This is a genomic window from Lichenihabitans psoromatis, from assembly GCF_004323635.1.
Classification (GTDB): Bacteria; Pseudomonadota; Alphaproteobacteria; order Rhizobiales; family Beijerinckiaceae; genus Lichenihabitans; species Lichenihabitans psoromatis.
In genome coordinates, this window is sequence record NZ_CP036515.1 from 3,283,604 (window position 1) to 3,306,162 (window position 22,559).

Here is a 22,559-nt window from a genome sequence, read left to right on the forward strand (position 1 = left end):
CTCGCGGTTTAGCTGCGCGGGCTGGACCTTGTGGTTGCTCGTTTATTGCGTTGCGACGTAGACGATGGCGACCAGCATCGAGCTCAGGACGACCCAAGCCATCTGATAGATGTAGAAAAAGGGAAAACCGAAAAAGCTCGGCTCGACCGCGTTGTAGAACGGCACCCACAGCACGGCCACATAGGGGATCAGCAGCAGAAGATGCCATGGCGTCAGCTTGTTGCTGGACGCGCGCCTCGCTCCTCGTTCGGACATGTCTTCTCCCGCCATCAGTGCCGGCACTATAGAAGGACGAGCCCGGTCGACAAGGCATCCCGCGTCGATCGAGGCCATTTTACAGCGCCAATCCGGCGGAAAGAGCACGACCCATGGTGGACGACCGACAGCACTGGCCGACCGAGCTTCGCGTCCGCGATGGCGGTCGCACGTTCCGAATCACGTTCGACGATGGCGCGAGCTACGATCTTTCGGCGGAATATTTGCGCGTGAAGAGCCCCAGCGCTGAAGTTCAGGGGCATTCGCCTGCGGACCGAAAGGTCGTGGGTGGCAAGCGCGATGTCGCGATCGTGGCGGCGGACCCGGTTGGACATTATGCCGTGAAGCTCCGCTTTGACGACGGACACGACACCGGGCTGTTCACGTGGCGGTATCTGCACGAACTCGGCGCGACGCAAGCGACCGTCTGGGCCGCCTATCTCGCCGATCTCGAGGCCAAAGGTCTGGCGCGCGGCTGATCGCAACAAAAAAGGCCGGGCGAACCGGCCTTTCCGTTTGTCGAAGGATCGATCGATCAGCGCATCACGACGGCGCGCGTGCCGATCTTGACGCGGTCATAGAGGTCCGCGACGTCGTCGTTTGTCATCCGGATACACCCGGACGATACCGCTTGGCCGATCGTGTCCGGCTCGTTCGAGCCGTGGATGCGGTACAGCGTGCCGCCGAGATACATGGCGCGCGCGCCGAGGGGATTCTCGATTCCGCCAGCCATGTGGCGGGGCAGATCGGGGCGGCGGCGGATCATCTCGGCTGGCGGGGTCCAATCCGGCCACTCACGCTTGGCCACCACGGTCTTCGTGCCGGCCCAATCGAAGCCGGGGCGACCGACGCCGACACCATATTTGATCGCCTGATGATCGGGGAGGACGTAGTATAAACGTCGTTCCTCGGTCGAGATCACGATCGTGCCGGGACCGTATGGACCGTCATAGGCCACGGTCTCGCGCGGGATCGCGATTTCGAGCGGTCGACCATCGTCTGCGAAGGACCGCGGCTGTTGTTGCTGGAGGAAGAAGGTGCCTTCATAGGCCCGAGCCGGCATTGAGGCGGCAGAGAGCAAAAGCCCTGCCACGAGCCCGGCCAAAGCAAGTCTGTTACGGCTCATCGAATGCCTCGTTGATGACGCGGGTAACCCAAGGTTTTGGGAGGGCGGTCTACCCGATTCGCGTGTCTTTATAGTGCGGGTAGTCTTGTTGCTTCAGCAACGGAGTTTGCTACGCAGCACGCATTCTGCAGCCCGTCGTTGCTGCCGCGCCACAGTTTCGCCTTCGAAACTTCGGATTTGTGCTCGGATGACTTGTAAAGTTTTGATGAATCGACGCGATCAACTACGCCGCTGCGATGATGCGCCGCGAGAGTGACGATGCGGATCGCTTGACTTGGCGGGCCTCGGCCTCTATCCGCATCAAACCGCAGATGTCGCGGGCGCGTAGCTCAGCGGGAGAGCACTCCCTTCACACGGGAGGGGTCACAGGTTCAATCCCTGTCGCGCCCACCATTCTCATCGAGCAGCCTGAAACGTTAGGCTTCTGGGCATGAGCCTCGGATATCCCGCCTTTCTGATGGTGCGGCGATGGCGGTACTCCAACGAAGGACAATACCAATGACGCGATCCCTTGAGCGCGCCGTGCCGCGGCGTGCGCTCGTCACCGGCGGTTCGCGCGGCATCGGCGCCGCGATCGCGGCGACGCTTCGACAGGACGGACATGACGTCGTGATCGTTGATCGAACCATCGCGACGACGGGTGAGAAGGGGCGGGATCACCGCGCCTACGAATTGGACGTGAGCCAGTTCGCTGCGGTCGAGCGGGTGTTGGCCGAGGTGGAGGCCGACGGCGGACCCATCGATATCCTGGTCAACAATGCCGGCATCACGCGGGATGGCATGGTCCATAAGATGGACCCGGTGTCGCAATGGCAGGCTGTGATCGACGTCAACCTCACCTCCGCATTCAATACGGTTCGGTGTCTCGTGCCGGGTATGCGGCAGCGCGGGTGGGGCCGCATCATCAACATTTCCTCGATCAGCGGCCTGAAAGGACAGATCGGGCAAGCGAATTATGCGGCTGCCAAGGCCGGGCTGATCGGCTTTACCAAAAGCATCGCGTTGGAATTGGCCGGCAAGGGCATCTGCGCCAATTGCGTAGCACCGGGCTTCATCGAAAGTCCGATGACGTCCGCCATGCCGCCGGACGCGTTGCGGCGAGAGGCTGCCGGCATTCCGGTGGGACGGCTCGGCAAGCCTGACGATATCGCCGCGATCGTGGCGTTCCTGGCGTCCGACCAAGCGAGTTTCGTCACGGGGCAAGTGTGGAGTGCCAACGGCGGCCAGTATCTCTGATGACGACGCCGGTTCGGCTTCGACGTGATTTGGCCTCAGGCCGATCGTCGGCTTGCCTGGATGGATGCCACGGCGTCAAACAGTTGATCGAAATGTGAGATGACGCGGTCCGGCCCGAGTTCGGCGACCGGCTTGTCCGTGTAACCGAAGTCCACCGCGATAACTGGAATCTTAGCCGCTTTGGCGGTGGCGATGTCGGTGACCGAATCGCCGATCATGATGCTGGTGTCCGGCAGGCCGCCCGCCTTCTCGATCGTGCCGAAGAGAGCGTCGGGATCGGGCTTGAAGACCGCGAAAGTATCTTGCCCGCAGATGGCCTGGAAACGGTCGACGATGCCGAGAGCGGTCAGCAGCTTGACCGAAGGGGCTTCCATCTTGTTGGTGCAGACCGCGAAACGGTAACCGGCTGCGTCCAGCCGATCCAAAGCCGCGACGACGCCAGGGAAGAGATGGCTGTGATCGGCGATGTGAGCATCGTAATGAGCGAGGAACTGCTTGAACAGGATCTCGAGCCGCGTTGTGTCGACGCTGCGGCCGACCGATGCATAGCCTCGCTGGATCAAGGCTCGTCCCCCGGAGCCGAGAAGAACGCGCGCTTGATCGATCGCAATCGGCCCGATGCCGTCCTGCGCCAGAATGACGTTCAATGTGGCAATCAGGTCACCGGCCGTTTCGGCGAGTGTTCCGTCGAGATCGAAGACGATCAGCGGGGCTGCGGGCATCGAAGATCCTAACCGGAAAGAGCCATGGTCGGCGCGCGGCCGCAAACTAACGGCGATCCGCCTGCCAGAGATTGGCCGATCTCGCAATCATCAAAGCGAAGCTCTCGTGTTTCGCCGCTTCAAATTGTCGAGAGCTTGTGATTATCCAATGATCGGGCGATCGTTTCGGAAAATGTGGAGTTGAACGAATGTCTTCTTGGTTCAGCCGCGTGGCACTTGCGTTGATCTTGGCCGCGACATGCGCCCAGACCGCAAGAGCCGCCAGCTACGAGTTTCTCGCGGCGCCGGAAACCGATCTCAATCGAGTCTATCGGCTCGATCGGGCGACAGGCGAGATGGGCGCGTGCCAATATGGCCTGACCGAGGGGAAGGTGGGCGCGACACTTTGTTATCAGCCCGGAGATGGCGCCGGCCCTCAGGCGCAAAGCGAATATTCGCTGATCGCATCGCATCACGTTCGCGAAGGGGGCGTGTTCCGCGTCGACCTACGAGCCGGAACGATGTCGATCTGTTACGTGCTGAATGACACAGTCGTGTGCACGCCGCCGGCGAAATGACGGCACGAGAGCGGAACACGAAAAAGCAAAGACCCCTCGGTGGGGCGCAAACCGAGGGGTCCTGTCGCCAACGCGGCGCCGAGCGGGCCACGCGGGGGCGATCGTGGAGCATGACGGGCCCTCAGTGCCCGTCATGCTCGCAAACTCAGTTGCAGACGCGAACGGGACGATAGCCGGCAAAGTTGCCGTATTCGTCGTAGACCGGACGACGCGAGCGATAGCAGGGCTCGTAAGCCGGCTCGGCATAGGCCGGATATCCGTACCCATAGCCATACCCATAGGGTCGGGCCGCGCTGCCGATGATGGCGCCAGCCGCCAATCCACCAATGACGCCGGCCGCGACCGGGGCTCCCCAGCCGCCTCCGCGATACCATGCTGACGCGGGGGCCGACGATGTCGCGACGCCTGCGGTCAACGTTAGGGCCGCCAATCCGGCCAACAGGGTCTTCTTCAACGCGGACATGTTAACAGCTCCTCCAATGAAGCCGGTTCGGACGGTGGACGACGGCGAAGCGGCTTCGATCGTCTGATGAGAGTATCGCCCACGACCTGAACCGTGCATGAAAACAAGGCAAATATTCTGTTCATGTCGCAGCAAACGGAGCGAATTGCGTTTTTGGCGCGAAGCCGCTACCGAAAGGCAACATGAGGCGGGAGGCGATCGAACCGGCCAATCCGGTCGCAGCAACGTTTCGCCAGCCAACCGTCCGCTGTGCTTTCCGAGAGATGCGCCCATGGCCGAGAGTGATCCCGACACGATGAAGCGCCAGGTTGCCGAGCGCGCCTTGTCGTTCGTCGACGACGGCATGAAGCTCGGACTTGGCAGCGGCACGACAGCCAAAATCTTCGTCGATCTGTTGGCTGAGCGCGTGAAGAGCGGTTTGCGGGTGCGCTGTGTTCCAACCTCGGAACGGATCCGAGCGCAGGCGACCTCGCTTGGCCTCGACGTGACGACGCTCGACGAGTTGCCACAACTCGACCTGACGATCGATGGCGCCGACGAATATGATCCAGCACTGCGGCTCATCAAGGGCGGCGGCGGCGCGCTGTTGCGCGAGAAGATTGTCGCGACGGCGTCGGACAGGATGATCGTCATCGCCGACGCATCGAAAGCCGTGTCGCACCTCGGGCGTTTTCCATTGCCGGTCGAGGTCAACCTGTTCGGATTCGCCGCGACGCGGAGGCTTATCGAGCGGGATTGCGCCGCGATCGGCCTGCACGGCAACCTCGTGCTGAGGACTGGCCCGGACAAGACGCCATTCATGACCGACGGTGGCCATCTCATTCTCGATTGTCACTTTGGGTCGATCGCCGATCCCGTCGCGCTCAGCGATGTTCTGCTCGCCATCGCCGGGGTCGTCGAACATGGTCTGTTCATCGGCATCGCACAGTCAGTCATCACCAATGTGGACGGAGCGGCCTGCGTTGTCGCCCCCGACCACACCTCATCTTCATCGCGATAGGAAGCTCAAGAATGTTCATGTCGATCCGCCCGTCTCAGCGCCGTGTTGCCTTTGGCCTGGGCGCTCTCGTGCTCGCTCTCGGCACGGGCCTCCCGGCCTTCGCTCAGACCGCGACCCCCGCGCCGGTGCCGGATGTCAGCCAGCCGGAGCCGCCGGCTTCGGCGCTCGCGGCTGCCCGTGATGTCGTCGTGTCATCCGGCATGTCGCGCTCGTTCGAGCCGATGGTTCCGCAATTGACCGAGCAGATCGTGCCGATGTTGACGCGGACGCGTCCCGAACTGACGGCTGACTTGACAGTCGTGCTGAAGGACTTGCAGCCCGAGTTTGTCAAAGACGGCGAGCAGATGACGGATATTGCGGCGCATATCTACGCACGCCGGATGAGCGAGCAGGAATTGAAGGATACGGCGGCTTTCTTCAACAGCCCGGTCGGCAAGAAATACGTCGATATTCAGCCCGCGATGTTGGACGAACTCGTCGTCGCGATGCAGTCTTGGACGCAGAAATTGTCTTCAATCATGATGACACGCGTGCGCCAGGAAATGATCAAGAAGGGTCACAACGACTTCTGATCCGACGCCTTTGACCGCGACGAGCGAAACGCTTGTCGCAAGTCACGCGATACCCACATGAACGAGAGCTTGGAGGGCGCGCGGGATCGCCGCGACGCCGGTCCAAGCGCATCCAAACGGGCCCGAGACGATGACGGCGGACGAAGAGGTCGATCTTTTCGTGATCGGTGCAGGATCGGGCGGCGTGCGTGCCGCGCGCATCGCCGCTGGTTACGGCGCCAAGGTTGCGATCGCGGAAGATTTTCGCGTCGGTGGGACCTGTGTCATTCGCGGCTGCGTCCCCAAGAAGATCTATGTCTATGCGAGCCGGTTTGCCGACGAGTTCGAGCAGTCCGAAGGATTTGGCTGGTCGCGACCGCAAGCGAGCTTTGATTGGGGTCACCTCGTCGCCACCAAGGAGCGGGAGATCACCCGCTTGTCGGCCATCTATGCGGCCAATCTCGAGAAGGCCGGTGTCGCGCTGCATCAGGGTCGCGCGACGGTGACGGGGCCGAACCATGTGATGCTCGCCAACGGGCGATGCTTCGCGGCGAAATATATTGCGGTGGCGACCGGCGGCGTGCCCGAGCATCGGCCGCATGTGCCGGGCCTCGACCTCGCCATCAGCTCGAATGAGATTTTCGACCTGCCGGACTTTCCCAAGAGGCTTCTGGCCGTGGGCGCAGGCTATGTGGCGCTGGAGTTCGCGTCCATCTTCGTGCGTCTTGGATCGCGCGTCACGGTCGCGTTTCGCGGTCAGACGATCCTGCGTGGGTTCGATGGCGACATGCGCGACGGCCTGACGGCGGAGCTGCAGGCCTCCGGCATCGATCTGCGTCCGGGACTATCGGTTCTTGGGATCGAGCGGCACGCCGATGGTCTGCATGTTCGCTTGAGTGACGCCTCGACGCTGGTGGTCGACCAGGTCCTCCTCGCGACGGGGCGCCGTCCCGCCACCCGCGATCTTGGTTTGGAGCATGTTGGCGTCGAACTCGCGGAGGATGGCTCGGTGAAGGTCGATGGCTTCTCGCGCAGCAGCGTACCGTCGATCTATGCGATCGGAGACGTGACCAATCGGGTCAACCTCACGCCGGTCGCGATCCGCGAAGGGCATGCGCTGGCCGATACGCTGTTCGGCGATAAACCGACACCTGTCGAACATCATGCCATCGCGACGGCGGTCTTCACGACGCCCGAACTCGGCACGGTGGGACTGACCGAGGAAGAGGCACGCAGCACTCTCGACGTCGTCGACATCTACAAGACCTCGTTTCGGCCGATGAAATCGACCATCTCGGGTAGTTCCACGAAAACCATGATGAAAATTGTGGTCGACGGCGCAACCGATCGGGTGGTCGGCGTGCATGTTCTCGGCACCGATGCGGGCGAGATGGCGCAGCTTCTGGGCATCGCGGTCAAAATGGGCGCCACCAAGCGGGACTTCGACGCCACGATGGCGGTCCATCCGACAGCCGCCGAAGAACTCGTGACGATGCGAACGCGCACCGCGCGCTACGTGCGCGAGGCATAGGCGCCCTCAGACTGCGTGACGGCGTCGTCCGCCCAGGGCCGGATTGATGGATGGACCGGACGCGGCGCTGGTGTATAAGCCCCGCCACCGTTGTTGACGCGCCGCTACCCTGTCTTCGGACAAGGAGAGACGCGCGAGGAGAGTTTAAGATGCCAGAGCTGCGCGCCGCCGGCGACCATGGACCCCAAGCGGCGCGGTCCGACATGTCCTCGTCGATGGGCTGGTCGCCGACGAGCTGGCGCTCGAAGCCGATCGAGCAAGTGCCGGTCTATCCGGACCTCAACGCGTTAGCCCAGGTCGAGACGCAGCTTGGCAAATTCCCCCCGTTGGTTTTCGCGGGCGAAGCCAGGAAGCTCACGCGCGCCTTGGGCGATGTGGCGAACCGCAAGGCATTCCTGCTCCAGGGCGGCGACTGCGCCGAGGCTTTCGAGGAGCATGCGGCCGACAACATCCGCGATTTCTTCCGCGTCTTCTTGCAGATGGCCGTCGTCATGACGTTCGCGGCCGCCTCGCCAGTGGTCAAAGTCGGACGGATCGCGGGCCAGTTCGCCAAGCCGCGCTCGACCCCCAACGAGATCATCGATGGCGTGGAACTGCCGAGCTATCGCGGCGACATCGTCAACGGCATTGCCTTTGACGAAGCCTCCCGCATCCCGGACCCGCAACGTCAACTCGACGCCTATCGGCAGTCGGCCGCCACCCTCAACCTGCTGCGTGCCTTCGCGACCGGCGGCTATGCCAATCTCGAAAACGCCCATCGCTGGATGCTCGGCTTCGTCAAAGATAGCCCCCAGGCCAGCCGCTACGAGGAACTCGCCGGCCGCATCACCGAGACACTCGGCTTTATGAAGGCGATCGGTCTCGATGCGGAACGGCACCCCGAACTTCGCCAAACCGATTTCTACACCTCGCACGAGGCCTTGCTGCTGGGCTATGAACAAGCCCTCACGCGGATCGATTCCACCAGCGGCGACTATTACGCCACTTCGGGACATATGATCTGGATCGGCGATCGGACGCGCCAACTCGGCAACGCGCATGTCGAATATTGCCGCGGCGTCAAAAACCCGATCGGCTTGAAATGCGGTCCGTCGCTGCAGCCCGACGATCTGCTCCGCCTGATCGACGTGCTCAATCCGGCCGACGAAGCTGGCCGCCTGACGCTGATCTGTCGGTTTGGGGCCGACAAGGTGGGCGATCACTTGCCGAAACTGGTTCGCGCGGTGGAAGCGGCGGGGCGCACCGTCGTCTGGTCCTGCGATCCGATGCACGGAAACACGATCAAGACCGCGTCCGGCTACAAGACCCGTCCGTTCGAGCGAGTCATGGAGGAGATCAAGCATTTCTTCGACGTGCATCAGGCCGAGGGAAGCTATGCGGGCGGCGTCCATCTCGAAATGACCGGCAAGAATGTCACCGAATGCACGGGCGGCGCGCGCGCGATCTCGGAAGCGGAACTGCACGATCGCTACCACACCTATTGCGACCCGCGCCTCAACGCCGATCAATCGATCGAAGTGGCGTTTAAAGTCGCGGACCTGCTCAAGGCCGAGCGGGGCAACGCGCAAGACACGAGCCGGGCAGACGCCGCCGAATAGGAGCTAGCGCATAGCCATGTCTGGCGCTCGTGGTGACGCGCATCGTCAACTTGCTGGTCTTTTGACGAGGCCATGCGGCCCTGGCGCTTTGCGTGAAGCGTTCAATTAGGGGGCGAAGCGCAACGCCCCTCGTGTTCGATGCCGAAGTAGACATCGAGCGCGCGTTGACCGGGGTGGGTGATTGCTACGGCTCTGGACCCCTCGATGGGCCGCATCCAGCCTTGCTCGAAACAGGCGTTGAGGAAGGCGGCGCCAAGCGTCCCGGCGACGTGCGGACGTCGCTCGCTCCAATCGAGACAGGGACGGCAAAACAGGCGACCCTGTGTGGCGCGGGTGGTCGCCGCATCGACGTCGACCCCGATCGAGCGGAGGAATGCGGTGCCCTCATTGGTCAGATCGCAGCCGCCCTCCATGTCGCCGATGTAGCCGCGCTCGATGAGGCGATCAGCGATGGCAACCGCGACCTCGCCGGCAAGATGGTCATAACAGCAGCGCGCTCGCCGCATCGCCGCGTCGCGCGGACCGGTCCGAACCTTGCGGGGCCGGCGATGGCCCGGCTCCGACGCCACCGCCATGATGCCTTCGAGCATCGTCGCGACCGTGGATGACGCGAGTCGATGAAACCGATGCCGTCCCTGCGGCTGCACTCTCAGCAGACCCGCTTCCGTCAACCGGCCCAGATGGCCGCTCGTCGTCTGGGGCGTGACGCCCGCTACCTTTGCCAATTCGGCGGCGGTGAGCGCACGTCCATCCATCAGCGCAATCAAGATCGCGATCCGGGCGGGGTCGCCGACAAGCGCCCCAATTTCGGCAATCCCGGTCGTGGTCAGCATCGATCATCTCCAAGTGTGAGGACATTGCGGATTGTCGTCGCATAGACAATGTCGGTCATGCTTCGGTCACGGCCGAAGCATCGTCGCGTGAGCGCGGTCTACGAACGATTTGGCAATACGCCAAAGGGACCGCTCATGCTCACATGTATCATCCGCTACGACATCGATCCGTTTCGCGTCGACGCTTTCGAGCACTATGCTCGCACGTGGGGACAAGCCATACCGCGCTGCGGGGCCGATCTGATCGGCTATTTCGCGCCTCATGAAGGATCGACCACGACCGCCTACGGCATCTACAATATCGATGATCTCGCGGCCTATGAAGCCTATCGCGCACGCCTTAAAGACGATCAGCTTGGCCGTGACAATTACGAGTTCGCCAAGCGCGAAAGGTTCATCCTCCGCGAAGAGCGATTGTTTCTCCGGTTGGTCTCCGCCCCCCATGCGACGCTGGTAAAGCCATGATCGCGGTGATTTTCGAGGTCGATCTGGCGGAGGACGGACGCAAAGACTATTTGGCTTTAGCCGCGGCCTTGCGCCGCGACCTCGAGGCGATCGATGGATTTCTGTCGGTTGAGCGGTTTCAAAGCGTCTCGGCATCAAACCGGATGGTGTCGCTCTCGTTCTTCCGAGACCAAGAGGCCGTTCGTCAGTGGCGGAACTCCAGAGCGCATCGGTCGACGCAGATCCGTGGGCGATCGAGCGTCTTCACCGATTATCGTCTTCGTGTCGCCGAGGTCATCCGCGATTACGGCATGAACGATCGCGACGAGGCACCTCCCGATAGCCTCCTTGTTCATGCAGAGGGCGACACCAAAGCCAGGTGAAGCGAGAGCAGATCGGCGTGGGACGTCAGGTCTGCTTACTCTCTTTGACGTCCATCTCGTTACCGCGCCAGACGAAATCATCCGCCGCCAAAGCGCTGACAAAAATGAGAGGAAGCATCAGGTCGCGGATCATCCAGGCAAACGGCGAGGTCCAGGTGAAGCGCCATCCGGCACTCAGGGCGAGTTGGACTTCCGCAGCCAGCCAGATCACCCAGACCAGCAATCCCGCGAGAATGGGATCGTAACCATTGGCCCAGGCCGCATAGGCGCCTGCCAACAGGCTGAGAAGGGAGCCGGACAAGATCTCGGGCAGAAAGAACATCGGGAAGGTGACGCGGCGAAGTCGTGCCCAGCGCGTCTGGCGCGCCCACACCTCGGACAGCTTACGACGCCCCAAAGGTTGCTCGAAGGGGCTGTCGACGAGCCGAACCCGCAACCCCTTGCGGCGAACCAGTTTGGTGGCGGCCGCGTCCTCCGCGATTTCGGCTCCGAGCGCCGTGATGCCTCCCGCAGACTCAAGGATGTCGCGACGCCAAAGCATCGTCTTGCCTTGCGCGAAGCCGAGCCCGATGGCTTCGGCCGCATATTGCCAGCGCGCCTGCAGGCTATTGAGGAAACCGCATTCGACATCGGCCCAGAATCCATCGGGGTGTGAGCCGATCGGTGTCGAGCAGACGAGACCCGTATCCGGACGCCATGCCGCAAGCAGGCGCTGCAGGTAGTCGCCTGGCATCAGCACGTTTGAATCGGCCATCACGATCCAGTCATGAGCGGCGGCGTGCCAACCCTTGGCGACATTGTTCAGCTTCGGATTGGCATTGATCCAATCATCTCCGATCAGGATGCGGGCCGGTACACCCGGGTTGGCATCGATCAACCGCTTCAGCAGAGGCAGAACAGGATCATCCGCGCGCGCGGCACAGAACAAGACTTCATAATCCGGATAATCAAGATGAAAGCTCGAACCGAGCGTCTCTTCAGCATAATTTTCGAGGCCGCATACCGGACGAACGATGCTGACCGGCGGAGCATCGGCTGGCGCGGCGAGCGGTGTCTTGCGCTCCGGGCAACGATAACGTGCGATGGTCGTGCTTACGACCTGCACGGTCGTCATGATGAAGCAAAACCCAGCCGCACATTGCGCTACCGTCATGGTCCGGTCCGTTATTCAGAGTTAAAGATAATTCATTGGCAGGCTAAAGCTGTATTTGCCTGCACGAAACAATCGTCCAAGTCTAGCGTCAACGCACGGGACACATGATCCGCTAACGTGGTCATCAACAATATTTCGATTGTCTGCGTCGTTTGAGTTACGCCGCCGGACACCAGAGGAGCCGATATCCGGCTTGACATAGAACAAAACAAGAACATACTGTTTGAAAGCGGAGGAGAGACCCATGGTTCGTGCCTTGTTTGAAGACGTGATCGAGCTCGCATGCCTCGCCGCATTCCTGTCTGGCGTGGCGATCCTGGCGAACCCCGGAACCATGGCTTGGATATTTTGAGGGGGAGTTGATCCGGTGTCGGTCGATCAAGCGGCGATCGAGCGATGTTCGGCCTCCAAGCGCATGTCAGCTTTCTGTTGACGAGCCGGCCTAACGCTCGACGCGTCGCCGATCGGCGGTCAAAGTAGTGACCGGCGCCGCGGTGGCGGAACCGGGTTGCCTTTGAAGGATCATGTTTTGGTTGCGGATACGAACGAGCCTGGTTTCGTGCACCTTCATGTGCATTCGTCGTTTTCCTTGCGCGAAGGCGCGCTGACCATTGGCAAGCTCGCGAAGCTCGCGGCGCAGGATCGCATGCCGGCTCTGGCGATCACAGACAGCAATAACCTGTTCGGCGCGCTCGAGTTTTCTGAGAAATTATCCAAGGAAGGCATTCAGCCGATCGTCGGCCTTCAGATCGTCGTTGATTTCGGCGATGGAGCGGCCGTTGCAGGGCGCTTCGATGTGGCCAAGGCGGGTCGAGGCGCCATCGTCTTGCTCGGTGCCACTGAGGTCGGCTACGCCAATCTCATGCGGATCGCATCGCGGGCCTATCTCGATCCGACACCTGGCGAGCCGCCGCATGTGAGTTTCCAGCGCCTGTCGGAAAGCCATGCTGGCTTGATCGCGCTGACGGGTGGGCCCTCCGGTCCCATCGATCGGTTGTTCGCCGTCGATCGAGCCGATAATGCGGCACAGAGGCTCGATCGTCTCGTCAGCCTGTTCGGCGATGATCGTCTTTACGTGGAACTCCAGCGTCATTCTCTCGACGAGGAGCGACGGGTCGAGCCGCAACTCATCGATCTGGCTTATCGTCGGGACCTGCGCCTCGTCGCCACCAACGAGCCATTCTTCGCCACGCAGGCCGATCATGAGGCCCATGACGCGCTGATCTGCATCTCCGAAGGCGCCGTCCTCGGCACGCCAAATCGACGCCAATTGTCGGCGGAGCATCGGTTCAAGACGCGTGCTGAAATGCTGGCTCTCTTCGGCGACCTTCCGGAAGCCACCGCTCATACGGTGGAGATCGCGCAGCGCTGCTCCTACCGGCCGCGAACCCGGAAGCCGATCCTCCCGAACTTCACCGCGCTGAATGGCGAGCCGCTCGACGAAGTGGCGGCCCTCCGCCAGCAGGCCGAGCAGGGGCTCGATGCGCGGCTCGCCAGCCATGGCACCGCGCCCGGCATGAGCGAAGACGTCTACCGCCAGCGGCTTGCGTTTGAGCTCGACGTCATCATCAATATGAAGTTTCCGGGCTACTTTCTGATCGTCGCGGATTTCATCAAATGGGCGAAGGCGCATGACATTCCGGTCGGCCCGGGGCGCGGGTCGGGCGCAGGGTCGCTCGTGGCTTATGCGCTGACCGTTACCGACCTCGACCCCCTGCGCTTCGGGCTCTTGTTCGAGCGCTTTCTCAATCCCGAACGCATTTCGATGCCGGATTTCGACATCGACTTTTGCCAGAACCGGCGGGACGAGGTCATTGCCTATGTGCGGCAACGCTACGGGGTCGATCGCGTGGCGCAGATCATCACGTTCGGGTCGTTTTTGGCGCGGGGCGTGCTCCGCAACGTCGGGCGGGTGCTCGAAATGCCGCTCGGGCAGGTCGATAAGCTCGCTAAGCTGGTGCCGCAGAATCCGGCTAACCCGGTGACCTTGGCCCAGGCTGTCGAGAGCGAGCCGCGTCTGCAGGAAGCCGCCGAGACCGAACCGCGGGTGGAGCGTCTTTTGTCGATCTCGAAGACGCTGGAGGGGCTCTATTCCAATGCCTCGACCCATGCGGCCGGTATCGTGATCGGCGACCGCCCCCTCGATGAGCTCGTGCCGCTCTATCGCGACCCGAAGTCGGATATGCCGGCAACGCAGTTCAACATGAAATGGGTCGAGCCGGCCGGTCTGGTCAAATTCGACTTTCTGGGTTTGAAAACCCTGACGGTTCTGCAGACGGCCGTGACACTCATCGCCCAACGCGGCATCAAGGTCGATCTGTCGGCCATCCCGATCGACGACGTTAAAACCTATGCCATGCTCGGACGGGGCGAAACGGTCGGCGTGTTCCAGCTGGAAAGCGTCGGAATGCGAAAAGCCCTGGTCGACATGCGCGCTGATCGGTTCGAGGATCTGATCGCGCTCGTGGCCCTCTACCGGCCGGGTCCGATGGCCAATATTCCGGTCTATTGCGCCCGAAAGCTTGGCGAGGAAGTCGCCGAATATCCGCATCCAAAACTCGAGGCGGTGCTGAAGGAGACGCATGGCGTCATCATCTATCAGGAACAGGTGATGCAGGCCGCCCAGATGCTGTCGGGTTATTCGCTCGGCGAGGCCGATATGCTGCGCCGCGCGATGGGCAAGAAGATCAAGGCCGAGATGGACGCGCAGCGCGATCGCTTCGTGAGCGGTGCTGTCGAGCGCGGCGTCAAGACCGAAACGGCCAATACGATCTTCGATCTTCTGGCCAAATTTGCCGATTACGGCTTCAACAAAAGCCACGCCGCCGCCTATGCCTTGATCGCCTATCAAACTGCTTATCTGAAAGCCAATTATCCGGTCGAGTTTCTCGCCGCCTCAATGACGCTCGATAAAGCCAACACCGACAAGCTGTCAGAATTTCGCAACGAGGCGCGGCGGCTCGGCATCAAGGTCGAACCACCTTCGGTGAACCGGTCCGGTGTCGATTTCGACGTCACGCGGGACGATCCGCCCGCCATCGTCTACGCTTTGTCGGCCATCAAGGGCGCGGGGGAAGGGCAGATCGCCGCCATCGTCGCGGCGCGGGGGAGCAAACGCTTCAGCTCGCTCGCCGATTTTGCGTTGCGGCTGACCTCTCGCGACGTCAACAAAAAGGTGCTCGAGAGCCTTGCGGCCGCCGGCGCCTTCGATGAGTTCGAGACGGATCGGGCGCGCGTCTTTGCCGGAGTGGAACAAGTGCTCGGCATGGCGACGCGTGCGGGCGACGAGCGCCGCGCCGGCCAGAGTGCTTTATTCGGCGCCTCCGACGTCGAAAGCGCCTTCCGCTTACCGCTGGCCGATGCGTGGCCCGCAGCCGAGCGATTGCGCCGGGAGTTCGATGCGGTTGGATTCTTTCTGTCGGGTCATCCCCTCGACGACTACGAAGCCATTCTCAAGCGGCTCCGCATCCAGCGTTGGGCGGAGTTCTCGCGTGCCGTGAAGGGCGGTGCGACGAGCGCGCGCCTTGCCGCGACCGTGCTCGACCGGATGGAGCGCCGGACGAAATCCGGCAACAAGATCGGCATCGTCAATCTGTCGGACGCGTCGGGTCAATATGAAGCGATCATGTTCCAAGAGACCCTGAACGAGCATCGCGACCTGTTCGAAAAGGGATCCGCCGTGTTGATCACGGTGCAGGCTAGCGCTGAAGGCGACGAGGTGCGTTGCCGCATTCTCACGGCCGAGGGGCTCGATCAAGCGGCTCATCGAGCGCAGAAAGGGCTGCGTATCCACGTGCGGGATGTCGCGCCACTCGCCACGATTGCGAGCCGCCTCGATAAAAAGGGCGATGGCGAGGTCTCATTTGTCGTCATGATGGACGATGGCCTCCGTGAGGTGGAGGTCAAGCTGCCGGGCAAGTTCAGCCTGTCGCCCCTGATGGCTGGCGCCTTGAAGGCGGTGCCGGGCGTCGTCGCGGTCGAAAACGTATGACACAAGTGTCCGAAGACGATCTCATCGCGCGTTTCTTTGCGCCGCTGGCCGGGCCAGCCGCGCTGGAGTTACGCGACGATGCGGGGTTGCTGGGGGTGTCGGCCGGGCAGGAGCTCGTCCTCACCAAGGACGCGCTGGTGGCGGGTGTGCATTTTTTCGCCGATGATCCACCGGCTTCGATTGCCCGCAAGGCGCTTCGAGTCAATCTCTCGGATCTCGCGGCGAAGCGGAGCCGCCCGGTCGGGTTTCTGCTCGGGCTCGTCCTGCCTGCGGATTGGACGGCCGATTGGCTGCAAGCTTTTGCGGAGGGATTGGGCGAGGATGCGGCAAAGTTCGCCTGTCCGCTCATCGGTGGCGACACGGTTTCGACGCCGGGTCCCCTGTGTCTGTCGATCACGGCTTTGGGCGAGGTGCCGGCCGCCGCGATGCTGCGCCGGACGACCGCGCGCCCCGGTGACATCATCTACTGCTCGGGCACGATCGGGGATGCGGCCCTCGGCTTGCGCCTTCGGCAATCGACCGGTAGCGATTGGACCTCATCGGCCACTGGGGCGGATCGGGCGCATCTGCTCGACCGATACCTGCATCCGCAGCCTCGGCTTGGTCTTCGCACGGCGCTCTTAGCGGCCCATGCCGGGATGGATGTTTCCGACGGCCTCGTTGGCGACCTGACCAAGATGATGCGCGGGTCCGGCGTCTCGGCACGTCTCGATCTTGGGCGTCTGCCGCTTTCGAGCGCGGCCAAAGCGGCGCTTCGGATCGATGCGGATCTGCTCGAAACCATTGCGACGGGGGGTGACGATTACGAGATCATCGCCACCGTTCCACCGGTCGCCGCGAAAGGTTTCGAGGGGGCCGCAGGTCGGGCCGGCATTTTGGTGACTGCCATCGGAGAGGTTCTGGACGGGTCCGATCCGCTCGACATCGTCGGGCCAGATGGCTCGACCATCACCTTCGCCAAAGGATCTTACAGCCATTATTGACGCCAGCTTCCGCCTATGGCGGAAATTCTTGGATCGCGCGTTCCTACATCGTGATGGAGCGGAACGCGGATGCGGCGGCAGCCGGGTCTCGGGCCGCCATGATGGCGCTCACGACCGCCAGGCCATCGGCACCGGCTTTGAGGATCGATGCCGCATTGTTCAACGTAATGCCGCCGATCGCTAGGATAGGCTTTGTGGTGCGGCGACGCATCGCGGCGAGGCCCGCGAGCCCGATGGGGGAGGCCGCATCGGGCTTGGTCGATTGCGGGAAGATCGGCCCGATCCCGAGATAGTCGGCGCGCGTCGCAGCGCTCTCGGCGAGATCACTGTCTTTGGTAATCGAGAGGCCGATCAAGGCGTTGGGTCCGAGGAGATGGCGCAGCATGTCGATCTCCATGTCGTCCTGCCCGACATGAACGCCATCGGCGCCGACCGCCAGCGCGACATCAGCGCGATCGTTGATCAGGAGCGGGATGCCGAGCGGCCGCAGCACCGACATCAGCGCGCGAGCTTCGTTGACGAAGGCGCGCGTCGGAGCCGTCTTCTCGCGCAGTTGCACCATGGTGACACCGCCCGCGACGGCGGAACCGACAATGGAGACAAGCCCGCGGGTGCCCGCAAGATCGCGGTCGGTGACGAGGCAGAGCCGGTAAATCTCCCGACAGGGCGCCATCACGACAGTTTCAAATCAGACGTGATGGCGGTCGCGTCCAGTGCCGCGAGTTGATCGATCCAAGCGGTTCGAAACGAGCCGGGTCGGGCTGTTTGAGCGGCGGCCCGCTCGCCGGCGATGCCGACGACCGCCAGTGCCGCCACCGCGGCGTCGAAGCGATCGGGCTCGATGGCGCAGAACGCGGCCGTAATGGCCGATAGGGAACAGCCGATTGCTGTTACCTGCATCATCAGGGGAGATCCATTGGCGAGATGCGCCTGGCGGCGTCCGTCGGTGATGAAATCGATCGCGCCGGTCGCGACCACGACACAGCCGACATGCCGGGCAAGCTCGATCGATAGGACTTCCGCCTCGCTGGTCGTATTGGCGCTATCGACACCTTTCGGGCGTGCTGCGGAGAGGCCGAGGCCGCAGGAGGCCGCAACCGCCATGATCTCCGAGGCATTGCCGCGGATGACGGATGGGCCAAACGGGAGCAGCTGTTGGACGGAGGCGTCGCGGAACCGGGTCGCACCCGCGCCGACCGGATCGAGAACCCACGGCGTTCCGCGCTCATGCGCCACGGTCGCGGCGAGCGCCATGGCCGCCACCCAATCCGACGACAGCGTGCCGATGTTGATCGCCAGGGCCTGGATGAGGCGGCCGAAATCGTCGATCTCTTCGGGCGCATGGACCATCGCGGGCGACGCGCCGAGCGCCAGAAGCGCGTTCGCCGCAATGTCCATCGACACATAGTTGGTGATGTTCTGGACCAGGGGACGACGCTCCCGCAGGCGGTCGAGTGCCTGCCCGATCCGGGTTGCCATCGGGCTCGCGATCGCCTCGGTCGTCATCACTCATCCCTTTGATTGCTCGACGTTTCGGCCGCCATCACGCGTTGCGGTGCTCCGGGCTTTCTGTCACAACTTTCGTGTACGTGCGAGAATAAAGCCGACGCGAATGATCGAGCGGTGCGTACGCCAAGATCAAGGGAATCGACCAAGGAAAAGGGCAATCTCTCAATGAACCCGATTTGGCTTATCTTGTTAGCCGGCTTGCTGGCACTTGTTTACGGCGGCGTGACGATCCGAGACGTGTTGGCGGCCGACGTGGGCAGTCTGCGGATGCAGGAGATCGCCGGCGCCATCGCCGAAGGCGCGCAGGCCTATCTGCGTCGGCAATATTTGACGATCGCGATCGTTGGCGTCGTCATCTTCGCGGGACTGTGGTTCCTTCTCTCCGGTGTCGTGGCGATCGGGTTTTTGATCGGCGCCGTCTTGTCGGGTGCGGCAGGGTTCATCGGCATGAACGTGTCGGTCCGTGCGAACTTGCGGACCGCCCAAGCCGCGACCCAGTCGCTGGCCGGTGGGCTGGACATCGCGTTCAAGGCCGGCGCAGTCACGGGCATGCTCGTGGCCGGCTTGGCGCTTCTCGGAGTCGCCGGTTATTTCGCCGTGCTGACCGGCCCGATGGGTCTTGCGATCGATAATCGCGAGGTCACCGACGCGCTTGTGGCGCTCGGGTTCGGAGCATCGCTGATCTCGATCTTTGCGCGTCTCGGTGGCGGCATCTTCACCAAGGGAGCGGATGTCGGGGCGGATCTCGTCGGCAAGGTCGAGGCTGGTATTCCGGAGGACGATCCCCGCAACCCGGCCACCATCGCCGACAACGTCGGGGATAACGTCGGCGATTGCGCCGGCATGGCGGCTGATCTCTTCGAGACCTATGCGGTCACGGTCGTGGCCACGATGGTGCTCGCCTCGATTTTCTTCGCGGGACAGGCCGTGTTGGCCGGTGCCATGGTCTATCCGCTCGCAATTTGCGGCACCTGCATCATCACCTCGATCGCCGGGACCTATTTCGTCAAGCTCGGCGCCAATAACTCGATCATGGGAGCCCTCTACAAGGGGTTGATCGTGACCGGGCTGCTCTCGATCGCCGGACTCGCGATCGCGACGCATTTCATGATCGGCTGGGGCGAAATCGGGACCGTCGCGGGACGTCCCATCACCGGGCTACATCTGTTCTTCTGCGGAATTCTCGGTCTGGTCGTCACGGGCCTGATCGTTGTGATCACCGAATATTACACCGGCACCGGCAAGCGGCCGGTCGTGTCGATCGCGCAAGCCTCGGTCACGGGCCATGGCACGAACGTGATCCAGGGTCTCGCGGTCTCGCTCGAATCGACCGCGCTGCCGGCCCTTGTGATCGTTGGCGGGATCATCTTCACCTACCAACTCGCGGGGTTGTTCGGGACCGGGATCGCGGTCACGACGATGTTAGGACTGGCCGGGATGATCGTGGCGCTCGATGCGTTCGGGCCAGTCACCGATAATGCTGGTGGCATTGCCGAAATGGCCGGTCTTCCCAAAGAGGTTCGGCACGCGACCGATGCGCTCGACGCCGTCGGCAACACCACCAAAGCCGTAACCAAAGGCTATGCGATCGGCTCGGCGGGCCTTGGCGCGCTGGTGCTCTTCGCGGCTTACTCGAACGATCTCGCCTTCTTCTCGGCGCACGGCGACACGATCCCGTATTTCAAGGACGTGGGTGTCGTGTCGTTTGATCTCTCCAATCCCTATGTCGTGGCCGGACTGATCTTTGGCGGGATGATCCCCTACCTGTTCGGCGGCATCGCCATGACGGCGGTGGGGCGTGCGGCCGGTTCGGTGGTCGAAGAGGTACGGCGCCAATTCCGCGAGAAGCCTGGCATCATGCAAGGAACCGATCGGCCGGACTATGGTCGCGCCGTCGACATGCTGACGCGCGCCGCCATCAAGGAAATGCTCATCCCCTCGTTGCTGCCGGTGCTGGCGCCGCTGGTCGTCTATTTCGGTGTGCTGGCTCTCTCAGGATCGAAAGCCAGCGCTTTTGCGGCGCTCGGGGCGTCGTTGCTCGGCGTCATCGTCAACGGATTATTCGTCGCCATCTCGATGACGTCCGGCGGTGGGGCTTGGGACAATGCCAAGAAGAGCTTCGAAGACGGCTTCGTCGATAAGGACGGTATCCGCCATTATAAAGGGTCCGAGGCCCATAAGGCATCGGTGACCGGCGATACGGTCGGCGATCCCTATAAGGATACGGCGGGGCCGGCGGTGAATCCGGCCATCAAGATCACCAATATCGTGGCGCTGCTGCTGCTCGCCATCTTGGCGCATTAGGTCCGCGACGCAAAAAAACCCACGCGGCCTTGGCTGCGTGGGTTTGTTCGGGGCGGTAGCCTCGCCCTTAAGCCGAGGCTACCGCGTATTGTCTGTGCTAGAAGCGCAGCAGGTTGCGGAAGAGGTTCTTCACGAAGCCCTGCTCGGCGCCGCCGGTCGGTGTGGTGCGGCTGATGAAGTCGAACACCTTACCGTCCTGCATCCCGTAATTAGCGATGCGCTCGACCTTCTTCTGCGGTGTGAAATACACCGCCATCACGCGCTGATCCGTGACCTCGGCGGCCGAATAAGCGAGGGGACGATCGACCTTCTGGCTAATGTAGTACCAGGCGCTGCCACCGATCGTGGAGGTCGTCGACGGCGTGCCAAGGACCACCAGGACTTGCTCGGCCGATGAGCCGACCTTGACTTGATCAAGCGCATGCTGGTCGACGACGTAACCGCGCGCATATTCCCCATCGTAACCGAGGCAGCCGCCGAGTGAGAGACCGAGGACGGCAACGCTCGCCCATCGGGCCAAGCTTGGGAAAGGGAATATGGCTTGTGCCGACCGCAGCATTATGGTCTCCGAAGAATGCCGAACCAAGTCACCGATCGTGTTAATATCGGCGGACGGACGCTTTTCTCTTGCATCCAAACCCGCCGTTGCCTAACCCCCGACCACGTCAAAAGCAAGGTGCCACGGGTGATCCTTCGGCAGCATGCTTGAATCTGGATGCCATGTCGTTTTTGTTCAATCGAGGCCGGGCTGCGTCGAATCGCAAGATCATCGATCGGCTGAACGACGACATCATCGCGGCCGTCCGCAACCCAGTTTTTTATCAATCGGGCGACGTCCCAGACACGTTCAATGGCCGGTTCGAACTGCTCGTTTTGCATCTCGCCCTTGTGGTTCGTCGCTTGCGCGTCCTTCAAGATCCGGCGCCCGCGATGGGGCAGGATCTGATCGACACCGTTTTCCGGCATCTCGATCCGGCGATGCGCGAGCTTGGGGTCGGCGACATGGCGGTGCCGAAGCGGATGAAGAAATTGGCCGAAGCGTTTCTCGGGCGATCGGTGGCTTACGACCTGGCTTTACGGACGACCGATGGGAGCTTGGCCGACGCCCTGTCGCGCAATGTCTACGGTGGTTTGCGGACGGCCGATGCGATGTCGCGTTACGTTCGCGCATCCGCCGCTGCCTTGGATGCGCTGGATTCAACTGCTTTCCTCAACCACGGGGTCGCATTTCCGGACCCTGTCCCGTTTTTCGTTCCAAGTGGCGCGTGATCATGTCCGAAGCAAATCCCGTCCCCTTGTCGGCCGGCCCGACCTTGATCGACAGTCTGGGCAGTGCCGGCTTGCGGGTGGTTCAGACCGCAACCGCAGAGGAGCGATCCGAGTTGGCGCGGCTCAACGGTTTGGTCGACATCACGTCGTTGACCGCGACCTTGCTGGTACGGGCCGAGGGGCGCGGCGGGGCTTGGGTGACCGGCAGCGTCGTCGCCACCATCGTCCAGACCTGCGTGATCAGCCTCGACTCGTTCGAGACGAATGTCGTCGAGCCGGTGGATGTCCACTTCCTCCCGGAAGCGGATCTCGACGCCTATCGCGCCGCGCTGTTGAAGCGGGGGCCCGATCCTGCCGAGGACGAGCAGGAAGAGGACGAGCCCGATCTTCTTATCAATGGTCGGATCGATCTTGGCGCTCTGACCGCGGAGGCCTTGACGCTCGGACTCGATCCCTACCCGAAGAAACCCGGCGTCGAGTTCAAGGAACTCAGCCCGCCAGAGCCGGACGTTTCACCCTTCGCGGCCTTGAAATCGCTTGATCTTCGGAAGAGCTAGGCGGCTTGGACCGAACATTGTCCTTGCCAATCGGCCCGGCTCTATGGTCTTGCCTTATCGGATCGCACGGGCCATCGAGCCATAACCGATCGAG

23 protein-coding genes and 1 tRNA gene are annotated in these 22,559 nt (G+C 62.4%); 15 read left to right on the plus strand and 9 right to left on the minus strand.

Annotated features, from left to right (window positions below; all coding sequences use genetic code 11):
- Positions 1-42: 42 nt before the first annotated feature.
- Positions 43-255, minus strand: coding sequence for a DUF3311 domain-containing protein (locus EY713_RS15210; protein ID WP_210215275.1), 213 nt, complete (start codon positions 253-255; stop codon positions 43-45).
- Between the two features lie 113 nt (positions 256-368).
- On the opposite strand from EY713_RS15210, the gene EY713_RS15215 reads away from it, so the two are divergent.
- Complete coding sequence (locus tag EY713_RS15215; RefSeq protein WP_131116236.1) at positions 369-734, plus strand: gamma-butyrobetaine hydroxylase family protein; 366 nt, start codon at positions 369-371, stop codon at positions 732-734.
- A gap of 56 nt (positions 735-790) precedes the next feature.
- On the opposite strand, the gene EY713_RS15220 is transcribed toward EY713_RS15215, so the two are convergent.
- Entirely contained in the window at positions 791-1,381 is a 591-nt protein-coding gene (locus tag EY713_RS15220; protein WP_131116239.1) for a L,D-transpeptidase, read from the minus strand.
- A gap of 318 nt (positions 1,382-1,699) precedes the next feature.
- Between EY713_RS15220 and EY713_RS15225 the strand changes: the two genes are divergently transcribed.
- Together EY713_RS15225 and EY713_RS15230 are read left to right on the plus strand one after the other, a co-directional pair.
- A tRNA-Val gene (locus EY713_RS15225) sits at positions 1,700-1,774 on the plus strand.
- Positions 1,775-1,903: 129 nt separating this feature from the next.
- Positions 1,904-2,617, plus strand: a complete 714-nt coding sequence (locus tag EY713_RS15230) for a beta-ketoacyl-ACP reductase (RefSeq protein WP_131119787.1) — start codon at positions 1,904-1,906, stop codon at positions 2,615-2,617.
- Positions 2,618-2,652: 35 nt separating this feature from the next.
- Here EY713_RS15230 and EY713_RS15235 read toward each other — a convergent pair whose 3' ends face one another.
- Positions 2,653-3,339 carry an HAD-IA family hydrolase gene (locus EY713_RS15235; protein ID WP_131116242.1) on the minus strand — a complete coding sequence of 229 codons (687 nt, stop codon included), beginning with the start codon at positions 3,337-3,339 and terminating at the stop codon, positions 2,653-2,655.
- 188 nt (positions 3,340-3,527) lie between these two features.
- Here EY713_RS15235 and EY713_RS15240 point away from each other — a divergent pair, with 188 nt between their 5' ends.
- Entirely contained in the window at positions 3,528-3,896 is a 369-nt protein-coding gene (locus tag EY713_RS15240; RefSeq protein WP_131116245.1) for a hypothetical protein, read from the plus strand.
- A gap of 145 nt (positions 3,897-4,041) precedes the next feature.
- On the opposite strand, the gene EY713_RS15245 is transcribed toward EY713_RS15240, so the two are convergent.
- Entirely contained in the window at positions 4,042-4,359 is a 318-nt protein-coding gene (locus EY713_RS15245; protein ID WP_227400422.1) for a hypothetical protein, read from the minus strand.
- Positions 4,360-4,630: 271 nt separating this feature from the next.
- Here EY713_RS15245 and rpiA point away from each other — a divergent pair, with 271 nt between their 5' ends.
- The 4 genes from rpiA to EY713_RS15265 all read left to right on the plus strand — a co-directional run bounded on the left by rpiA (position 4,631) and on the right by EY713_RS15265 (position 9,039).
- On the plus strand, positions 4,631-5,359 hold the full coding sequence (rpiA, locus tag EY713_RS15250) for a ribose-5-phosphate isomerase RpiA (RefSeq protein ID WP_131116248.1): 729 nt from the start codon (positions 4,631-4,633) through the stop codon (positions 5,357-5,359).
- An 11-nt stretch (positions 5,360-5,370) separates the two neighbouring features.
- Positions 5,371-5,931, plus strand: coding sequence for a DUF2059 domain-containing protein (locus EY713_RS15255; protein ID WP_227400424.1), 561 nt, complete (start codon positions 5,371-5,373; stop codon positions 5,929-5,931).
- Positions 5,932-6,061: 130 nt separating this feature from the next.
- A complete protein-coding gene (gor, locus tag EY713_RS15260) occupies positions 6,062-7,441 on the plus strand; it encodes a glutathione-disulfide reductase (protein ID WP_131116251.1) in 1,380 nt (459 codons plus the stop codon).
- 215 nt (positions 7,442-7,656) lie between these two features.
- On the plus strand, positions 7,657-9,039 hold the full coding sequence (locus tag EY713_RS15265; RefSeq protein ID WP_131119793.1) for a class II 3-deoxy-7-phosphoheptulonate synthase: 1,383 nt from the start codon (positions 7,657-7,659) through the stop codon (positions 9,037-9,039).
- 101 nt (positions 9,040-9,140) lie between these two features.
- On the opposite strand, the gene EY713_RS15270 is transcribed toward EY713_RS15265, so the two are convergent.
- A complete protein-coding gene (locus EY713_RS15270; protein ID WP_131116254.1) occupies positions 9,141-9,872 on the minus strand; it encodes an ArsR/SmtB family transcription factor in 732 nt (243 codons plus the stop codon).
- Positions 9,873-10,007: 135 nt separating this feature from the next.
- On the opposite strand from EY713_RS15270, the gene EY713_RS15275 reads away from it, so the two are divergent.
- Both EY713_RS15275 and EY713_RS15280 read left to right on the plus strand, forming a co-directional pair.
- The gene (locus EY713_RS15275) at positions 10,008-10,337 is read left to right on the plus strand and encodes an NIPSNAP family protein (RefSeq protein WP_131116256.1); all 330 of its coding nucleotides are present in this window, start codon (positions 10,008-10,010) and stop codon (positions 10,335-10,337) included.
- Positions 10,334-10,699: an antibiotic biosynthesis monooxygenase family protein gene (locus EY713_RS15280; protein WP_131116259.1), complete on the plus strand. Its 366-nt coding sequence runs from the start codon at positions 10,334-10,336 to the stop codon at positions 10,697-10,699. The genes EY713_RS15275 and EY713_RS15280 overlap by 4 nt, the downstream gene beginning before the upstream one ends.
- A 25-nt stretch (positions 10,700-10,724) precedes the next feature.
- On the opposite strand, the gene EY713_RS15285 is transcribed toward EY713_RS15280, so the two are convergent.
- Positions 10,725-11,852, minus strand: a complete 1,128-nt coding sequence (locus EY713_RS15285; RefSeq protein ID WP_131116262.1) for a ceramide glucosyltransferase — start codon at positions 11,850-11,852, stop codon at positions 10,725-10,727.
- 529 nt (positions 11,853-12,381) lie between these two features.
- On the opposite strand from EY713_RS15285, the gene dnaE reads away from it, so the two are divergent.
- Positions 12,382-15,843 (plus strand): DNA polymerase III subunit alpha, encoded by a 3,462-nt coding sequence (gene dnaE, locus EY713_RS15290; RefSeq protein ID WP_210215276.1) that lies wholly within the window; start codon positions 12,382-12,384, stop codon positions 15,841-15,843.
- Positions 15,840-16,826 (plus strand): thiamine-phosphate kinase, encoded by a 987-nt coding sequence (gene thiL, locus EY713_RS15295; RefSeq protein WP_131116265.1) that lies wholly within the window; start codon positions 15,840-15,842, stop codon positions 16,824-16,826. The genes dnaE and thiL overlap by 4 nt, the downstream gene beginning before the upstream one ends.
- A gap of 43 nt (positions 16,827-16,869) precedes the next feature.
- Here the strand turns inward: thiL and thiE are convergent, their stop codons facing one another.
- Together thiE and thiM are read right to left on the minus strand one after the other, a co-directional pair.
- Positions 16,870-17,499, minus strand: a complete 630-nt coding sequence (gene thiE, locus EY713_RS15300) for a thiamine phosphate synthase (protein ID WP_131119797.1) — start codon at positions 17,497-17,499, stop codon at positions 16,870-16,872.
- Positions 17,499-18,332 carry a hydroxyethylthiazole kinase gene (thiM, locus tag EY713_RS15305; protein WP_245572744.1) on the minus strand — a complete coding sequence of 278 codons (834 nt, stop codon included), beginning with the start codon at positions 18,330-18,332 and terminating at the stop codon, positions 17,499-17,501. Before thiM ends, thiE begins: the two co-directional genes overlap by 1 nt.
- Before the next feature lie 168 nt (positions 18,333-18,500).
- Here thiM and EY713_RS15310 point away from each other — a divergent pair, with 168 nt between their 5' ends.
- Positions 18,501-20,639, plus strand: a complete 2,139-nt coding sequence (locus EY713_RS15310) for a sodium-translocating pyrophosphatase (protein ID WP_131116266.1) — start codon at positions 18,501-18,503, stop codon at positions 20,637-20,639.
- Between the two features lie 97 nt (positions 20,640-20,736).
- Here EY713_RS15310 and EY713_RS15315 read toward each other — a convergent pair whose 3' ends face one another.
- On the minus strand, positions 20,737-21,198 hold the full coding sequence (locus EY713_RS15315; protein WP_131116269.1) for an outer membrane protein assembly factor BamE: 462 nt from the start codon (positions 21,196-21,198) through the stop codon (positions 20,737-20,739).
- A gap of 161 nt (positions 21,199-21,359) precedes the next feature.
- On the opposite strand from EY713_RS15315, the gene EY713_RS15320 reads away from it, so the two are divergent.
- Together EY713_RS15320 and EY713_RS15325 are read left to right on the plus strand one after the other, a co-directional pair.
- Positions 21,360-21,908: a ubiquinol-cytochrome C chaperone family protein gene (locus EY713_RS15320; RefSeq protein WP_245572745.1), complete on the plus strand. Its 549-nt coding sequence runs from the start codon at positions 21,360-21,362 to the stop codon at positions 21,906-21,908.
- Between the two features lie 2 nt (positions 21,909-21,910).
- Positions 21,911-22,465 (plus strand): YceD family protein, encoded by a 555-nt coding sequence (locus tag EY713_RS15325; protein WP_131116272.1) that lies wholly within the window; start codon positions 21,911-21,913, stop codon positions 22,463-22,465.
- Positions 22,466-22,559 lie beyond the last annotated feature (94 nt).

Excerpts from the sequence above, each read along its gene's own strand:
- EY713_RS15210 (WP_210215275.1), bottom strand. The coding sequence starts at position 255 with ATGTCCGAACGAGGAGCGAGGCGCGCGTCCAGCAACAAGCTGACGCCA.
- EY713_RS15215 (WP_131116236.1), top strand. The coding sequence starts at position 369 with ATGGTGGACGACCGACAGCACTGGCCGACCGAGCTTCGCGTCCGCGAT.
- EY713_RS15220 (WP_131116239.1), bottom strand. The coding sequence starts at position 1,381 with ATGAGCCGTAACAGACTTGCTTTGGCCGGGCTCGTGGCAGGGCTTTTG.
- EY713_RS15235 (WP_131116242.1), bottom strand. The coding sequence starts at position 3,339 with ATGCCCGCAGCCCCGCTGATCGTCTTCGATCTCGACGGAACACTCGCC.
- EY713_RS15240 (WP_131116245.1), top strand. The coding sequence starts at position 3,528 with ATGTCTTCTTGGTTCAGCCGCGTGGCACTTGCGTTGATCTTGGCCGCG.
- EY713_RS15245 (WP_227400422.1), bottom strand. The coding sequence starts at position 4,359 with ATGTCCGCGTTGAAGAAGACCCTGTTGGCCGGATTGGCGGCCCTAACG.
- rpiA (WP_131116248.1), top strand. The coding sequence starts at position 4,631 with ATGGCCGAGAGTGATCCCGACACGATGAAGCGCCAGGTTGCCGAGCGC.
- EY713_RS15255 (WP_227400424.1), top strand. The coding sequence starts at position 5,371 with ATGTTCATGTCGATCCGCCCGTCTCAGCGCCGTGTTGCCTTTGGCCTG.
- gor (WP_131116251.1), top strand. The coding sequence starts at position 6,062 with ATGACGGCGGACGAAGAGGTCGATCTTTTCGTGATCGGTGCAGGATCG.
- EY713_RS15265 (WP_131119793.1), top strand. The coding sequence starts at position 7,657 with ATGGGCTGGTCGCCGACGAGCTGGCGCTCGAAGCCGATCGAGCAAGTG.
- EY713_RS15270 (WP_131116254.1), bottom strand. The coding sequence starts at position 9,872 with ATGCTGACCACGACCGGGATTGCCGAAATTGGGGCGCTTGTCGGCGAC.
- EY713_RS15275 (WP_131116256.1), top strand. The coding sequence starts at position 10,008 with ATGCTCACATGTATCATCCGCTACGACATCGATCCGTTTCGCGTCGAC.
- EY713_RS15280 (WP_131116259.1), top strand. The coding sequence starts at position 10,334 with ATGATCGCGGTGATTTTCGAGGTCGATCTGGCGGAGGACGGACGCAAA.
- EY713_RS15285 (WP_131116262.1), bottom strand. The coding sequence starts at position 11,852 with ATGACGGTAGCGCAATGTGCGGCTGGGTTTTGCTTCATCATGACGACC.
- thiL (WP_131116265.1), top strand. The coding sequence starts at position 15,840 with ATGACACAAGTGTCCGAAGACGATCTCATCGCGCGTTTCTTTGCGCCG.
- thiE (WP_131119797.1), bottom strand. The coding sequence starts at position 17,499 with ATGGCGCCCTGTCGGGAGATTTACCGGCTCTGCCTCGTCACCGACCGC.
- thiM (WP_245572744.1), bottom strand. The coding sequence starts at position 18,332 with ATGACGACCGAGGCGATCGCGAGCCCGATGGCAACCCGGATCGGGCAG.
- EY713_RS15310 (WP_131116266.1), top strand. The coding sequence starts at position 18,501 with ATGAACCCGATTTGGCTTATCTTGTTAGCCGGCTTGCTGGCACTTGTT.
- EY713_RS15315 (WP_131116269.1), bottom strand. The coding sequence starts at position 21,198 with ATGCTGCGGTCGGCACAAGCCATATTCCCTTTCCCAAGCTTGGCCCGA.
- EY713_RS15320 (WP_245572745.1), top strand. The coding sequence starts at position 21,360 with ATGTCGTTTTTGTTCAATCGAGGCCGGGCTGCGTCGAATCGCAAGATC.
- EY713_RS15325 (WP_131116272.1), top strand. The coding sequence starts at position 21,911 with ATGTCCGAAGCAAATCCCGTCCCCTTGTCGGCCGGCCCGACCTTGATC.